Raw genomic sequence first — 15,068 nt, 5'->3', positions numbered from 1 at the left:
CAAAGGAGAATACCCCATGTATCTCGGTCTCGATCTCGGAACCTCCGGCGTCAAGGCGATGCTGATCGACGGCGATCAAAAGATCGTCGGCTCGGCCAATGGTTCGCTCGACGTTTCGCGTCCGCATTCCGGCTGGTCGGAGCAGGAGCCGGCCCACTGGGCGCGTGCCACCGAGAAGGCTGTCGCCGGCCTCAAGGCGAAGCATCCGAAAGAGCTGGCCGCGGTCAGGGGTATCGGCCTTTCCGGCCAGATGCACGGCGCGACGCTCATCGATGCCAGCGACAAGGTCCTGCGCCCGTGCATCCTCTGGAACGACACGCGCAGCTACATCGAGGCCGCGGCACTCGATGCCGATCCGCGCTTCCGCGCGCTCACCGGCAACATCGTCTTCCCCGGTTTCACGGCGCCGAAGCTCGCCTGGGTCGCAAAGCACGAGCCCGCTGTCTTCGCTAAGATCGCCAAGGTGCTGTTGCCGAAGGACTATCTGCGTCTTTGGCTGACCGGGGAATATATCTCCGAAATGTCGGATTCGGCCGGCACCTCCTGGCTCGACACCGGCAAGCGCGCGTGGTCGTCCGAGCTGCTTGCCGCCACCGGTCTTTCCCAAGAGCAGATGCCGGCGCTCGTCGAAGGCACCGAGCAGGCCGGCAAGCTGCGGTCTGAACTCGCGGCGCAATGGGGCATATCAGGCGATGTCGTCGTTGCCGGCGGCGCGGGCGACAATGCGGCCTCGGCCTGCGGCATGGGCACGGTCAGCGACGGAGCCGCCTTCGTTTCGCTCGGCACTTCGGGCGTGCTGTTTGCCGCCAACGGCTCCTACCTGCCGAAGCCGGAAAGCGCCGTGCATGCCTTCTGCCATGCGCTGCCGAACACCTGGCATCAGATGGGCGTCATCCTGTCGGCCACCGATGCGCTCAACTGGCATTCCGGCGTCACCGGCAAATCGGCCGCCGATCTTACCGGTGAGCTCGGCGAGACGCTGAAGGCGCCCACAGGCGTCACCTTCCTACCCTATCTCTCCGGCGAACGCACGCCGCACAATGACGCCGTCATCCGCGGCGTCTTCATCGGCCTCGAACATGAAAGCAGCCGTGTCGTTCTCACCCAGGCGGTGCTCGAAGGTGTCGCCTTCGCCATCCGTGACAATCTCGAAGCGCTGCGTTCGGCCGGCACCAACATATCCCGGGTCACGGCAATCGGCGGCGGTTCGCGCTCGCGTTACTGGCTGGCGTCGATCGCGACCGCCCTCGGCGTTCCCGTCGACCTGCCCGCCGACGGCGATTTCGGCGCGGCCTTCGGCGCCGCCCGCCTCGGCCTGATCGCCGCAACAGGGGCAGACCCGATCGCCGTCTGCACGCCGCCGGTAACGTCAGGCACGATCGAACCGGTGTTGGCGCTGACCGGCGCTTACGAGGATGCCTACAAGCGCTATCGGGCGCTCTATCCGGCGATCAAGTCGCTGGCGCATTAGAAACCGGAACCAGCGGCCCGCTCATCCGCCTGCCGGCACCGACCGGGGTCGAGCCACGCGTCTCGACCCGTCCTTCGGACCCGGGGAGAAGGTGGCCCGAAGGGTCGGATGAGGGGGCCTCTGGCGTAGACCAACAATTCAGAACTTCGAAAAGATACGAACCCAAGGAGACCTGACATGAGCACCGGATTTTTCGGCGATATCCAGAAAGTAAAATACGAAGGCCCCGACAGCACCAATCCGCTGGCCTTCCGCTATTACCAGCCGGACGAGATCGTCCTGGGCAAACGCATGGAAGACCATCTGCGCTTTGCGGTGGCCTACTGGCACACCTTCACCTGGCCGGGCGGCGACCCCTTCGGCGGCCAGACCTTCCTGCGTCCCTGGTTCGAGGACACGATGAAGGCCGCCAAGCTGAAGGCCGACGTTGCCTTCGAATTCTTCTCGCTGCTCGGCGCGCCCTATTATTGCTTCCATGACGCCGACGTGCGTCCCGAGGGCAAGAACTTTGCCGAGAACACCAGGAACCTCAACGAGATCGTCGATTATTTCGCCGAAAAGCAGGCCGCCACCGGCACCAAACTGCTCTGGGGCACGGCGAACCTGTTTTCACACCGCCGCTATATGTCGGGTGCAGCCACCAATCCGGATCCGGATGTCTTTGCTTTCGCTGCTGCGACGGTCAAGACCTGCATCGACGCCACGCAGAAGCTCGGCGGTGAGAACTACGTGCTCTGGGGCGGCCGCGAAGGCTACGAGACGCTGCTCAACACCGATATCGGCCGCGAGCTCGACCAGCTCGGACGCTTCCTCAACCTCGTCGTCGAATACAAGCATAAGATCGGCTACAAGGGCACCATCCTGATCGAGCCGAAGCCGCAGGAGCCAACCAAGCACCAGTATGATTACGACGTTGCCACCGTCTACGGCTTCCTCAAGAGGCATGGCCTTGAAAACGAGGTGAAGCTCAATATCGAGCAGGGCCACGCCATCCTTGCCGGTCACTCCTTCGAGCATGAACTGGCGCTCGCCAATGCGCTCGGCATCTTCGGCTCGATCGACATGAACCGCAACGACTACCAGTCCGGCTGGGACACCGACCAGTTCCCGAACAATGTTCCCGAAATGGCGCTTGCCTACTATCACGTCCTGGCAGGCGGCGGCTTCAAGACCGGCGGCACCAACTTCGACTCGAAGCTGCGCCGCCAGTCGCTCGATCCAGCCGATCTGCTGATCGGCCATATCGGCGGTATGGATTGCTGCGCCCGCGGCCTCAAGGCTGCGGCCAAGATGATCGAGGACAAGGCGCTCTCGCAGCCGCTCGCGGACCGCTACGCCGGATGGGATTCGGCTGAAAGCCAAAAGCTCTTCCGCGGCGAATATTCGCTGGGCGAGATCGCCCATTGGGTCGAGAGCAAGGATGTCAACCCACAGCCGAGATCGGGCAAGCAGGAACTGCTCGAGAATATCGTCAACCGTTACGTCTGATAAAATGCGCCGGCGGTCACCCGCCGCCGGCGCAAACCCTTTCCGACCGGGTGCGGCGGGAAGCTTTCAGCCTAATCCGTTCAACGCTTCGACCAGTTGCGCGACGGCGCGGAGACGGAGTTTCGAACCACCAGATCCGCCCTCAGCAGGATTTCCGTTTCGGTCGGGCGGCCATCGGACAGGAGTTCCAGCAGCAGCGCCATCGCCTGCTTGCCGATTGCCGTTCTCGGCTGGCGGATCGTGGTCAGCGGCGGGGATATGAATACGGCCTGCGGCACGTCGTCGAAACCGGTCACCGAGAAATCCCGCGGAATGTCGTAGCCACGCGCGCCGAGCCCGATCATGACGCCGATCGCGGTCTGGTCGTTGACGCACATGAAGGCGGTGGGAAGCGTGTCGCGCATGAAAAGCTGTTCGACCGCATGCCGCCCGCTTTCGATCGTGCCGTCGCCTTCGAGAACGATCCGCAAGTCGGGCGGGATACCGGCGGCGTCGAGGCCGGCATCATAACCCGTGCGGCGTCTGGTATAGGCAAGCCGGGTGCGCGAATCGCCGATGAAGGCGATCTTGCGATGCCCTTCGGCCAGCAGCAGGTCCACCGCTTTGCGAGCGCCCTCGGTGTCGTCGACGCCGACATAGGGAATGCCGCCATTGAAGACGGGCTCGAAAACGCCGACGCTCGGCGGCAGCCGCGCCGTCATCGTCTGATGCCCAAAGGGCAGGATGCCGGTGAACAGGATCAGCCCGGCAGCCTGGTTGGAATTCAAGAATTTCAGATATTCCAGCCCGCGCTGGGCGTCGTTCTGGGTGTGGCCGATGAGGATGCCGTACCCGTGCGCGCGCGCCTCGTTCTCCAGCCCGACGAGAATATTGGAGAAATTGGGGTCGCCGATATCGGGCGCCACGACCAGGATCATGTTGGAGCGGCCGAGCCTCAGGCTGCGGGCCATGGCATTGGTCGTATAACCGGTGATGGCGATCGCCTGGTTGACTTTGAGGCGGGTGGAGTTGGCGACCTTCTCGGGCATGTGGATCGCCCGGGACACCGTCGCAATGGAGACCTCGGCGATCCGGGCGACGTCTTCGATTGTTGCGGGCGTGGAATTCGACACTGAGCTCTGCCTTGGGCTGTCTTCGCCGCGACACTACACAGACTTGTCGAGAGGTCAAAGGCAGGCTTCAACGGATCTGTGCAAATCAATGATGTAAACCTTTACACGATGTATGTAAAGGTTTACATAAGATCCAGAGCGGATGGAGAGCCGCTTGGGGGAGGAACAGATGACCGTGGAAGCCGCCGACACCGCACCCGTGGTGCTGTCCGCTAGGCGCATATGCAAATCCTTCAGTGGGGTGCAGGTCCTCTTCAGCGTGAACTTCGATCTCCGGGCCGGCGAAATCCATGCGCTGATGGGTGAAAACGGCGCCGGCAAATCCACTCTCGTCAAGGTATTGTCCGGTTTCGAGCAGGCAAGTTCCGGCGAGATCCTGCTCGACGGCAAGCCCGTGGTGCTGCCGCCCAACGGCGCTGCCGAGGCGCTTGGCATCGTCATCATTCACCAGGAATTCAACCTGGCCGACCATCTGACCGTCACGGAGAGCCTGTTCCTCGGGCGAGAAGTGACGCGCTTCGGTGTGCTCGACCGCAAATATATGCGGTCGGAAACCCGCAAGGTTCTCGATGTGCTCGGTTCGCATGTCGACGAGAATGCGCTGATCAGCACGCTTTCCATCGCCGACAAACAGATGGTCGAAATCGCCAAGGCCATCAGCCGCGATGCGCGGGTCGTGTTCATGGATGAGCCGACCGCCGTCTTGTCGCGGGAAGAGACCAATATGCTGTTCAAGCAGGTCCGCAAGCTGCGCGATCAGGGCACGAGCTTCGTTTTCGTGTCGCACAAGCTCGACGAGGTCATGGAATTGACCGATCGGGTCACGGTGCTGCGCGACGGCCAGTGGATCAAGACGTCCCCGACCTCCATTCTCGACGGGGAATCGATCGCGCAGCTGATGGTCGGCCGCGAACTCTCCAGCCTTTATCCCGCCAAGGTCGAACCTGACGTGGACGAGGAGGTCGTTCTCCGCGTTGCCTCGGTGTCGACGGGCTATGTGAAGGATGCGAGCTTCGAGGTGCGCAAGGGCGAGATCATCGGCTTCTCCGGCATGATCGGCTCCGGCCGCACCGAGCTGATGGAAGCGATCGCCGGCTTGCGAAGCCGTCTTGACGGCGAGGTTGTCATCAAGGGTGAGACGGTTCCCTCCGGCGACGTGCATGCCGCCAATCGCTGCGGGCTCGCCTATATGACCAAGGACCGCAAGTCGAAGGGGCTGCTGCTGCGCTCCGGCATGGTGGCCAATCTGACATTGCAATCGCTCGAAAGGCACGCTCGCCACGGCTATCTCAGCCCGGGCAGCGAGGCGGCCGCGATGGCAAAGGCCAAGCGCCGCTTCGACATCAGGGTTCGCGACGGCAATATCATCGCCGGCCGCATGTCGGGGGGAAACCAGCAGAAGCTGCTGTTGGCCAAGGTCATGGAGACCGAGCCTCAGATCATCATCATCGACGAGCCGACGCGCGGCATCGATGTCGGCACCAAGCAGCAGATCTATCATTTCATCTCGGCGCTCGCCCGGGACGGCCGGTCGATCATCGTCGTGTCCTCGGAGATGCCGGAGGTCATCGGCCTCTGCACGAGAGTGGCGGTGATGCGTGAAGGACGTATCGTCGGCATGCTCGAGGGAGACGAGATTTCCGAGCAGGAGATCATGCGTTACGCCGCCGGGCTCAAGAAGACGGCGGCCGCCTGAGGGCGACAGCAGGGCTTCGCCGATCAGGACGAGAGATAAGATGCCCATAAAATACGGGACGGGAGGTTGGTTTTGGAAATGAGTGTCAACGAGGAGACCAGGGAAATCCGGCGCCGGTCCTGGCGGGATGTCGACCTGCGAGCGGTGGCACCCTTCGTCGCCCTGGCCTTGCTCCTGATCGTCGGAGCTCTGGTCAATCCCAATTTCATCGGCATCACCAACCTTGCCAATGTCGCGACGCGCAGCGCCTTCATCGCTATCATTGCGGTCGGCGCGACCTTCGTGATCTCGGCAGGTGATCTCGACCTGTCGGTGGGCTCGATGGTGGCCTTTGTCGCCAGCCTGATGATCCTGCTGATGAATTCGGGCGCCATCGAAAACCCGGCCCTGATGCTGACGGTTGCGGTCGTCTTCACGATGGTCGCCGGTTCGCTTTGCGGTCTGGCGAACGGCCTGATCACCACGGTGGGCAAGATCGAGCCTTTCATCGCGACGCTCGGCACGATGGGCATATATCGCGGTCTGACGACATGGCTGTCGCAGGGCGGCGCGATCACCCTTCGCTCCGCCGATATCCAGACGCTCTATCGTCCTGCCTATTTCGGCAATATCGCCGGCATACCGGTGCCGATCGTGGTGATCCTGGCAGTGACCGCGGTTGCGGCCTTCATCCTCTATCGCACCCGTTATGGGCGCCACGTCGTCGCGGTGGGATCAAACAGCGATGTCGCCCGCTATTCCGGTATCGCGGTCAACCGTGTCAGGACGATCGCCTTCGTCATCCAGGGACTGTGCGTCGCCATTGCCGTGCTGCTCTATGTTCCCAGGCTCGGCTCGACGTCGGCGACAACGGGCATCCTGTGGGAGCTGCAGGCGATTACGGCTGTCGTCGTCGGCGGTACGGCGCTCAAGGGTGGCGCGGGCAGGGTCTGGGGCACGATCTGCGGCGCCTTCATTCTCGAACTGGTCGGCAACATCATGCTGCTTTCGAATTTCATCAGCGAGTATCTGATCGGCGCCATCCAGGGTGCGATCATCATCATCGCCATGTTCGTGCAGCGCTCGCTGGTGCGCAAATCATGATCTGACCGCTTGCATTTGACCGGGTTTACAGGGCGTCCGGTCCGGTATGGAAAAGTCCCTGAAATCATTGGGAGGAAATAGCATGCGGAAATTGATGTTGGGTCTCGCGGTTGCGGCGGTGACATTCGCCGGCGCCGCTTACGCCCAGGACAAGAAATTCACGATCGGCGTCTCCATCCCGGCCGCCGACCACGGCTGGACCTCGGGCGTTGTCTTCCATGCCGAACGCGTCGCCAAACTGCTGATGGCCGAACATCCCGGTCTCAACGTTATCGTCAAGACCTCGCCGGATGCCGCAAGCCAGGCAAACGCCGTGCAGGATCTCGAGACGCAGGGCATCGACGCCCTGGTCATTCTGCCGTCGGATCCGGATCCGCTCGTCAACGCCATCAAGGAAGTCAAAGGCAAGGGCAAGTTCGTCGCCCTCGTCGACCGTGCGCCGAGCAACAATGACAATTCCGTGCGCGACCTCTATGTCGCCGGCAACAACCCGGCGCTCGGCGAAGTCGCGGGCAAGTACATTGCCGAAAAGACCCCGGAAGCTGAGGTCGTTATCATCCGCGGACTGCCGATCCCGATCGACCAGCAGCGCCAGGACGGTTTCGACAAGGGTATTGCCGGCTCCAAGGTCAAGGTTCTCGACCGTCAGTACGGCAACTGGAACCGCGACGATGCCTTCAAGGTCATGCAGGACTACCTGACGAAGTATCAGAAGATCGATGTCGTCTGGTGCCAGGACGACGACATGGCCGTCGGCGTTCTGCAGGCGATCGAGCAGGCCAAGCGCACCGACATCAAGTATGTCGTCGCCGGTGCCGGCTCCAAGGATATGGTCAAGAAGGTCATGAACGGCGACAAGCTGATCCCGGTCGACGTTCTCTATCCGCCGGCAATGGTCGGTACGGCAATGGAGCTGACGGCGGCGGCGCTCTATGATCAGGTGCCGGTCCACGGCAGCTACATCCTCGACGCAACGCTCGTCACCAAGGAGAATGCCAAGGACTTCTATTTCCCGGATTCTCCGTTCTGATCCATCGATTGGAGAGATGCGCCCATTCGTTAGGGATGGGCGCATTTTTTATGCGTCCATACCGTGCCCCGCCGAATATGCTGCACGTACCTCTTGCCCGCCACAGCCCATCATGATTAGCTCGCCGCCATATCGCATCCGGCTTCGCGCCAATCACGAGCCCAGGGCAAGGAGGCGCCTTGCGCCCGCCAAATTGCGTGCTACAACACTTCAGAAACGTTTACGGTCGATATTCAGGGAGGAATCTGACATGAAGACGATCAAGGGCCCCGGCCTTTTCCTTGGCCAGTTCGCGGGCGATACCGCTCCTTTCAATTCCTGGGACGCAATCACCAAATGGGCGGCCGACATCGGTTACAAGGGCGTCCAGGTGCCGACCTGGGCCAGCCAGCTGATCGATCTGAAAAAGGCTGCCACATCCAAGGATTATTGCGCCGAATTCGCCGGCAAGGCGCGCGAAAACGGCATCGAGATCACCGAACTTTCGACCCATCTGCAAGGCCAGCTCGTCGCCGTGCACCCGGCCTATGACGAAGCTTTCGACGGCTTTGCCGCACCCGAGGTGCGGGGCAATCCGAAGGCGCGCCAGGAATGGGCGGTCGAGCAGGTCAAACTGGCGCTGACGGCATCCAAAAACCTCGGGCTCAAAGCGCATGCGACCTTCTCCGGCGCCCTTGCCTGGCCCTTCATCTATCCTTGGCCGCAGCGTCCTGCCGGTCTGGTCGAGACGGCCTTCGACGAACTCGCCCGCCGCTGGACGCCGATCCTCAACCATGCGGACGAGAACGGTATCGACGTCTGCTACGAGATCCATCCGGGCGAGGACCTGCATGACGGCATCACCTTCGAGATGTTCCTGGAGCGCGTGAAGAACCATCCGCGCGCCAACATGCTCTACGATCCCTCGCACTACGTCCTGCAGTGCCTCGATTATCTCGACAATATCGATATCTACAAGGACCGCATCAAGATGTTCCACGTCAAGGATGCGGAGTTCAATCCGACCGGGCGCCAGGGCGTCTACGGCGGCTATCAGGGCTGGGTGGAACGCGCCGGCCGCTTCCGCTCGCTGGGCGACGGCCAGGTCGATTTCGGCGCGGTTTTTTCCAAGATGACCGCCAATAATTTCGACGGCTGGGCCGTGGTCGAATGGGAATGCGCGCTGAAACATCCGGAGGATGGTGCCCGCGAAGGGGCCGAATTCGTGGCCGCTCATATCATCCGCGTCACGGAAAAGGCCTTCGACGATTTCGCCGGCAGCGGCACCGATCAGGCTGCGAACCGGCGGATGCTGGGGCTTTAAGATATAGGTCTTGACGCGAGGCTGCCCCTCACCCTGACCGTACCGGGTCGAGCCACTCGTCTCGACCCGTCCTTCGCACCCCCGTTCTGACGGGGAGAGGGGGCGTGCCTTGCGAGAGTGAGGTGGAACGGAGAGGGTGCGACACAGTCCCTTCGCCCCGTTTGCGGGGAGAAGGTGGCGGCAGCCGGATGAGGGGCACGCATCCGCACCAAGTTGAATTCCAGGAGGACAGAATGGCAATCGAAGCATCATCCGAACAGACCCGCGAGCCGCGCATCCGGCTTGGCATGGTGGGCGGCGGCGCGGGCGCGTTTATCGGCGCGGTGCACCGTATCGCGGCGCGCATCGACGATCAGTACGATCTTATCGCCGGCGCGCTGTCATCGACGCCCGAAAAGGCCGTGCAGTCCGGCCGCGATCTCGGTCTCGATCCGTCGCGGACCTATTCCAGCTATCGCGAGATGGCGATCCGCGAGGCAAAGCTGAAGAACGGCATCGAGGCGGTGGCGATCGTCACGCCGAACCATGTGCATTACGATGCGGCCAAGGAATTCCTGAAGCGCGGCATCCACGTCATCTGCGACAAGCCGCTGACGTCAAACCTTGCCGATGCGAAGAAGCTGAAGAAAATCGCCGACGAGAGCGGCGCGCTGTTCGTGCTGACGCATAATTACACCGGCTATCCGATGGTCCGCCAGGCGCGCGAGATGATCGCGAACGGCGAACTCGGCGATATAAGAGTCGTCCAGGCCGAATATCCGCAGGACTGGCTGACCGAAGCCGTGGAGCAGACCGGCCAGAAACAGGCCGCCTGGCGCACCGATCCGGCGCAGTCCGGCGTCGGCGGCTCCACAGGCGATATCGGCACGCATGCCTATAATCTCGCCTCGTTCATATCAGGCCTGGAACTCGACAGCCTGGCCGCCGATCTCGACAGCTTCGTTCCCGGCCGCCGGCTTGACGATAATGCCCATGTCATGCTGCGTTTCAAGGCGAAGGGTTCGGAGAAGCCGGCTAAGGGCATGCTCTGGTGCAGCCAGGTGGCGCCCGGCCATGAAAACGGCCTGATGGTCCGCGTCTACGGCAGCAAGGGCGGGCTGGAATGGACCCAGAAGGACCCGAACTATCTCTGGTACACGCCTTTCGGCGAACCGAAGCGGCTGATCACCCGGGGCGGCGCCGGTTCAGGCGCGGCCGCCGGCCGCGTCTCGCGCGTGCCGTCAGGGCATCCCGAGGGTTATCTCGAGGCCTTTGCGACGATCTATACCGAAGCTGCCCATGCGATCAATGCCCGCAAGAAGGGCAAGGCCGTCGACAAGGCCGTGGTCTACCCGACCGTGGACGACGGCGTGAAGGGCGTGGCCTTCGTCGAAGCCTGCGTCGCGTCTTCGAAGAAGAACGGCGCATGGGTCAAGGTCTGAGTCTATCGATCCCGGTTGCCCAATGAAAACGCCGAGGCGGGCTCGAATCGCCTCGGCGTTCTTGTTTATGGTCGATCAGACCGCGGCCGTGCGGCCGCGCTTGAGCAGGTTGTCGACACTCAATGGTCCGGCGCCCGCCGCCACCAGATAAAGAAACACGAAGCAGAACAGGATCGCCGCGACGCCGCCATTCTGCGCGGGGTAGATACCTTTCGACGCATGCCCGATGAAATAGGCAAAGGCCATGAGGCCCGAGAGCACGAAGGCGGCGATCCGGGTCTGGAATCCGACCAGGACCAGGAAGCCGAGGGTGAGTTCGATCAGGCCGGCAACCCAGGACAGCGAGCCGACGGGCGGTACGCTTGCCGCAACCGGAAAATGCAGGATCTTCTGCGTTCCGTAGCTGAACAGCACGAGTGACGAGACGATGCGCAACAGGCTCAGCAGATGCGGCTGCAGCAGATGGATCGAAGACAGCATCGGATTCCTTTCATGTTTGCGATGATGGCTGTGTCGGTGATCGTCGGCTCGGCGGCAAATCACGACTGCTGACATTCGCGTTATAAGAGCAGTCGGAGGCGGAAAGTCCGCTGGCTCGGACGATTGAACGGTGCAGGTACCACCGTTCCGTCGCCATACTGTAACGTTGCAGTTTTTCTTCTTCCGGGCCTGTACTTTGCTTTCCGGCTTGGCTAAATCCGAACCCAGACGGTCAGTCGACAAGCCGAAAGACGGGGTTTACCAATGATCGATGCAAAGACGCTTGCAGCCCGCCTTCCCGGCGATTTCACCTTCGGCGTTGCCACCGCCGCCTTCCAGATCGAGGGCGCCAGCAAGGCCGATGGCCGCAAGCCATCCATCTGGGATGCTTTCTGCAACATGCCCGGCCGCGTCTATAATCGCGATAACGGCGACGTTGCCTGCGACCACTACAACCGGTTGGAGCAGGACCTCGATCTCATCAAGGAGATGGGTGTCGAAGCCTATCGCTTCTCCATTGCCTGGCCGCGCATTATCCCCGACGGCACGGGTCCGGTGAACGAGGCCGGGCTCGATTTCTACGATCGGCTTATCGACGGCTGCAAGGCGCGCGGGATCAAGACCTTCGCGACGCTCTACCACTGGGATCTGCCCCTGTTGCTTGCCGGCGACGGCGGCTGGACCGCGCGCTCGACCGCCTATGCGTTTCAGCGCTACGCCAAGACGGTGATGAACCGCCTTGGCGACCGCCTCGACCGGGTCGCGACTTTCAACGAACCCTGGTGCATCGTCTGGCTCAGCCATCTCTATGGAATCCATGCCCCGGGCGAACGCAACATGCAGGCCGCCCTGCATGCCATGCATTACATGAACCTTGCCCATGGCCTCGGCGTCGAGGCGATCCGCTCGGAAGCCCCTGATGTGCCCGTCGGGCTGGTGCTCAACGCCGCCTCGATCATCCCGGGCTCCGACAGCCCGGCCGATCTTGCCGCCGGCGAGCGGGCGCATCAGTTCCACAACGGCGCCTTCTTCGATCCCGTCTTCAAGGGCGAATATCCCAGAGAATTCGTCGAAGCGCTCGGCGACCGTATGCCCGTCATCGAGGATGGCGACCTAAAACTCATCAGCCAGAAACTCGATTGGTGGGGCCTGAACTACTACAAGCCCGAGCGCATCACCGATGATGCCGAACGCAAGGGCGATTTCCCCTGGACTGTGGAAGCGCCGCCGGCAAGCGACGTCAAGACCGATATCGGCTGGGAAATCTATGCGCCGGGCCTGAAGCTTTCGGTTGAGGACCTTTACCGCCGCTACGACCTGCCGGAATGCTACATCACCGAGAACGGCGCCTGCGACAACACCGGCGTCGTCGACGGCGCGGTCGATGATACGATGCGTCTCGATTATCTCGGGGACCATCTCGATGTCGTGGCCGACCTCATCAAGGACGGTTATCCCCTGCGCGGCTATTTCGCCTGGAGCCTGATGGACAATTTCGAATGGGCGGAAGGCTATCGCATGCGCTTCGGCCTCGTCCATGTCGATTATCAGACGCAGCTGCGTACGGTGAAGAACAGCGGCAAGTGGTACAGCAAACTCGCAGCGCAATTCCCAAAGGGCAATCACAAGGCGGGTTAGCCATTGCCCTCACGCAGCGGGCACAAAGATCTGCAGTGCTTGCTTAAACGTTTTTGAACCCTTAGCTGGCAAAGTCCGACGGTCAGGGAGCCGTGATGCAGACAGCCGGAAAATCGCAGAGCAAGGGATCGAAAATAGGCCGTCACATCACCGTCACGGGCGTGCTTTTCTCCTTTGCCGTCATTGTCGCCGTCGTCACCTTCATGGTGCTGACGGCGCTCGAACGGGTGGCCGAAAATGCCAATCTCCTCGATGACGAGCGCTCGCGCGAAACGACGATCGGCGCGGTGAAGACCTTCGAGGATCAGCTCGGCGCGACGCTCGACGATTACGCCGCCTGGGACGATGCCGCCGTCAATGTCTACGCGCCTGATGGTATGGCCTGGACCGTGAGCAATTATGGCGAAGTGTCTGCCAACAGCTCGCTGTTCGACATGGCGATCGTCATCGATGACGAGAAGAAGGCGATCATGGCCTATCGCGACGGCAAGCCGATGGAGGAGCCGCTCACGGATTTCTTCGCGCCTACGCTTTGGACCCTGTTCGAGACGGTGAAGGCCATCGGCCCGACCGGTACTCCGCAGGCGGTTGGCTTCGTCACCACCAGAAGGGGTATTGCGGCTGTCGGCGTGGCATTGGTGCGGAAAAAATCCGGTGCCCTTGAAGTGCCCGCCGGCCAGCACCGCTATCTGGTTTTCGCCCGCCATCTCGATAACGACAGGGTGGCGGCGCTTGGCCAGACTTATGTCATCGGCGGGCTGAGGCTGGCGCCGGCGAACTTCGAGGCCGATTATTTCGTGCCGATCGCCGATCCGGCGGGGGCGACGCTCAAAAAGCTCGTCTGGACCTCGCGTTCGCCTGGTGATGCCGGCTATGCACAGGTGCGGCCGATGGTCATTCAGGCGCTCGGCCTCGTCGGCCTGTTCTTCGTGGTGCTGCTGCTCATCGGTTGGCTTGCCGGCCGCAGGCTGAAAAGCGAGGAAAACAACGCCCGCGAAGAGGCGCTGCGCGACCGGCTGAGCGGTCTTTCCAATCGCGATGGTCTTGGGCTCGCCGTCGACCGTTTTGTCGTCGAGGCGCGCCAGACCAAGCGCAACGTGCTGCTCCTCTATCTCGATCTCGATGGTTTCAAGGAAGTCAACGACAGTTATGGCCACGGCACCGGCGACCAGTTGATCCGTGCCGTCGCGGCCGGGCTCGACGTGCTCATTCCGAAAGGAGCGGTCCTCGCTCGTATCGGTGGCGATGAATTTGCAATCGCCTTTCTCTCCGACAGCGAGAATGCCGCCGCACTGCAGCTTGCCGAGCAGATCCTCGATTTTCTTGTCGAGCCGCTGGAGATCGGCCGCCGGGTCGTCGTCGTCGGGGCCAGCATCGGCATCGCCATGTCGTCTCTCGGTACGATCGGGCGGGAAGAACTGGTGCGGCGCTCCGACCTTGCCATGTATAAGGCGAAGGAGGCCGGCCGCGCGCGCATGATGCTTTACGATCCGTCGATGGATGCGGATCGAGAGCAGCGCAATGCGCTGGAGCTCGATCTCAGGATCGCCATCGAAAGCGGCGACCTTACGCTCGCCTATCAGCCGCTGATCGATGCAAGCACACATGCGATCACCGGCGTCGAGGCGCTGGTGCGCTGGAATCGTCCGGGCCATGGCCCTGTTTCGCCCGAGCTGTTCATCCCGATCGCCGAGACCAGCGGCCTCATCGAATCGCTTGGCCTGTTCGTGTTGCGCAAGGCCTGCGAGACGGCCAAGCAATGGCCGGACCTCAACGTCTCGGTCAACGTCTCGCCCGGCCAGTTCCGCAATCCCGCCTTCGCCGACTATGTGCGCTACGTGCTGAAGCAGACGGAGATCGAGACCGGGCGCATTACGCTTGAGATCACCGAAGGTTATATGATCCAGAACCCGCAACGCACCCGCCAGTCGATCGAACGGCTGAAGGCGCTCGGGGTCAAGGTGGCGCTCGACGATTTCGGCTCCGGCTTCTCCTCGATCGGTTATCTCAGGCAGTTCGGCTTCGACCGGATCAAGATCGACCGCTCGCTGGTCATGGGTGTCAACGAGGACAAGCGCCAGCGCGAGATGCTGCAGGCGACGGTGGCGCTTGCCCGCTCGCTCGACATTCCGGTGACGGCCGAAGGCATCGAGACCGAGGAACAGGCCATCGCCATGCGCCTCTTCGGCTGCGATTGCCTGCAGGGCTATTTGTTCGGAAAGCCGGTTACATCAGACCTTATCACTGAGATGCTGAACGAGCGGCGTGCAGCGCCGCCGCCGGAGGCTTGGCGTCGCATTGGCGCAGCCTGACCGGCGGCCTGATCTTCAGACAGCAGGCTTGATC

At 62.1% G+C, this 15,068-nt stretch carries 11 protein-coding genes; 9 read left to right on the top strand and 2 right to left on the bottom strand.

The features are described 5' to 3' along the window. Window positions 1–16: 16 nt before the first annotated feature. Both xylB and xylA read left to right on the top strand, forming a co-directional pair. Window positions 17–1,471 (top strand): xylulokinase, encoded by a 1,455-nt coding sequence (xylB, locus tag PO860_RS17670; RefSeq protein WP_275037918.1) that lies wholly within the window; start codon window positions 17–19, stop codon window positions 1,469–1,471. Between the two features lie 177 nt (window positions 1,472–1,648). Beyond that, window positions 1,649–2,959 (top strand): xylose isomerase, encoded by a 1,311-nt coding sequence (xylA, locus tag PO860_RS17665; protein WP_272784886.1) that lies wholly within the window; start codon window positions 1,649–1,651, stop codon window positions 2,957–2,959. An 80-nt stretch (window positions 2,960–3,039) separates the two neighbouring features. Here xylA and PO860_RS17660 read toward each other — a convergent pair whose 3' ends face one another. Then, window positions 3,040–4,071, bottom strand: coding sequence for a LacI family DNA-binding transcriptional regulator (locus PO860_RS17660; RefSeq protein WP_275037917.1), 1,032 nt, complete (start codon window positions 4,069–4,071; stop codon window positions 3,040–3,042). 169 nt (window positions 4,072–4,240) lie between these two features. On the opposite strand from PO860_RS17660, the gene PO860_RS17655 reads away from it, so the two are divergent. The 5 genes from PO860_RS17655 to PO860_RS17635 all read left to right on the top strand — a co-directional run bounded on the left by PO860_RS17655 (window position 4,241) and on the right by PO860_RS17635 (window position 10,604). Beyond that, window positions 4,241–5,767 carry a sugar ABC transporter ATP-binding protein gene (locus tag PO860_RS17655; protein WP_275037916.1) on the top strand — a complete coding sequence of 509 codons (1,527 nt, stop codon included), beginning with the start codon at window positions 4,241–4,243 and terminating at the stop codon, window positions 5,765–5,767. Window positions 5,768–5,845: 78 nt separating this feature from the next. After that, window positions 5,846–6,850 carry an ABC transporter permease gene (locus PO860_RS17650; RefSeq protein ID WP_183609447.1) on the top strand — a complete coding sequence of 335 codons (1,005 nt, stop codon included), beginning with the start codon at window positions 5,846–5,848 and terminating at the stop codon, window positions 6,848–6,850. A gap of 82 nt (window positions 6,851–6,932) precedes the next feature. Further along, a complete protein-coding gene (locus PO860_RS17645) occupies window positions 6,933–7,880 on the top strand; it encodes a substrate-binding domain-containing protein (protein WP_275037915.1) in 948 nt (315 codons plus the stop codon). Between the two features lie 250 nt (window positions 7,881–8,130). Continuing rightward, a complete protein-coding gene (locus tag PO860_RS17640; RefSeq protein ID WP_183609449.1) occupies window positions 8,131–9,183 on the top strand; it encodes a sugar phosphate isomerase/epimerase family protein in 1,053 nt (350 codons plus the stop codon). A gap of 233 nt (window positions 9,184–9,416) precedes the next feature. Further along, the gene (locus PO860_RS17635; protein ID WP_275037914.1) at window positions 9,417–10,604 is read left to right on the top strand and encodes a Gfo/Idh/MocA family protein; all 1,188 of its coding nucleotides are present in this window, start codon (window positions 9,417–9,419) and stop codon (window positions 10,602–10,604) included. Window positions 10,605–10,679: 75 nt separating this feature from the next. Here the strand turns inward: PO860_RS17635 and PO860_RS17630 are convergent, their stop codons facing one another. Then, window positions 10,680–11,084, bottom strand: coding sequence for a DoxX family protein (locus PO860_RS17630; RefSeq protein ID WP_183609451.1), 405 nt, complete (start codon window positions 11,082–11,084; stop codon window positions 10,680–10,682). A 264-nt stretch (window positions 11,085–11,348) separates the two neighbouring features. Here PO860_RS17630 and PO860_RS17625 point away from each other — a divergent pair, with 264 nt between their 5' ends. Continuing rightward, window positions 11,349–12,722 (top strand): GH1 family beta-glucosidase, encoded by a 1,374-nt coding sequence (locus PO860_RS17625; protein ID WP_275037913.1) that lies wholly within the window; start codon window positions 11,349–11,351, stop codon window positions 12,720–12,722. A 95-nt stretch (window positions 12,723–12,817) separates the two neighbouring features. Continuing rightward, window positions 12,818–15,034 carry a putative bifunctional diguanylate cyclase/phosphodiesterase gene (locus tag PO860_RS17620; RefSeq protein ID WP_275037912.1) on the top strand — a complete coding sequence of 739 codons (2,217 nt, stop codon included), beginning with the start codon at window positions 12,818–12,820 and terminating at the stop codon, window positions 15,032–15,034. Window positions 15,035–15,068 lie beyond the last annotated feature (34 nt).

The sequence above is a fragment of the Rhizobium binxianense genome, assembly GCF_028994275.1.
Lineage (GTDB): Bacteria > Pseudomonadota > Alphaproteobacteria > Rhizobiales > Rhizobiaceae > Rhizobium > Rhizobium binxianense.
The sequence above is the reverse complement of the archived record's forward strand: the minus strand, read 5'-3'. Positions and strand labels throughout refer to the sequence as shown.

Excerpts from the sequence above, each read along its gene's own strand:
- xylB (WP_275037918.1), top strand. The coding sequence starts at position 17 with ATGTATCTCGGTCTCGATCTCGGAACCTCCGGCGTCAAGGCGATGCTG.
- xylA (WP_272784886.1), top strand. The coding sequence starts at position 1,649 with ATGAGCACCGGATTTTTCGGCGATATCCAGAAAGTAAAATACGAAGGC.
- PO860_RS17655 (WP_275037916.1), top strand. The coding sequence starts at position 4,241 with ATGACCGTGGAAGCCGCCGACACCGCACCCGTGGTGCTGTCCGCTAGG.
- PO860_RS17650 (WP_183609447.1), top strand. The coding sequence starts at position 5,846 with ATGAGTGTCAACGAGGAGACCAGGGAAATCCGGCGCCGGTCCTGGCGG.
- PO860_RS17645 (WP_275037915.1), top strand. The coding sequence starts at position 6,933 with ATGCGGAAATTGATGTTGGGTCTCGCGGTTGCGGCGGTGACATTCGCC.
- PO860_RS17640 (WP_183609449.1), top strand. The coding sequence starts at position 8,131 with ATGAAGACGATCAAGGGCCCCGGCCTTTTCCTTGGCCAGTTCGCGGGC.
- PO860_RS17635 (WP_275037914.1), top strand. The coding sequence starts at position 9,417 with ATGGCAATCGAAGCATCATCCGAACAGACCCGCGAGCCGCGCATCCGG.
- PO860_RS17630 (WP_183609451.1), bottom strand. The coding sequence starts at position 11,084 with ATGCTGTCTTCGATCCATCTGCTGCAGCCGCATCTGCTGAGCCTGTTG.
- PO860_RS17625 (WP_275037913.1), top strand. The coding sequence starts at position 11,349 with ATGATCGATGCAAAGACGCTTGCAGCCCGCCTTCCCGGCGATTTCACC.
- PO860_RS17620 (WP_275037912.1), top strand. The coding sequence starts at position 12,818 with ATGCAGACAGCCGGAAAATCGCAGAGCAAGGGATCGAAAATAGGCCGT.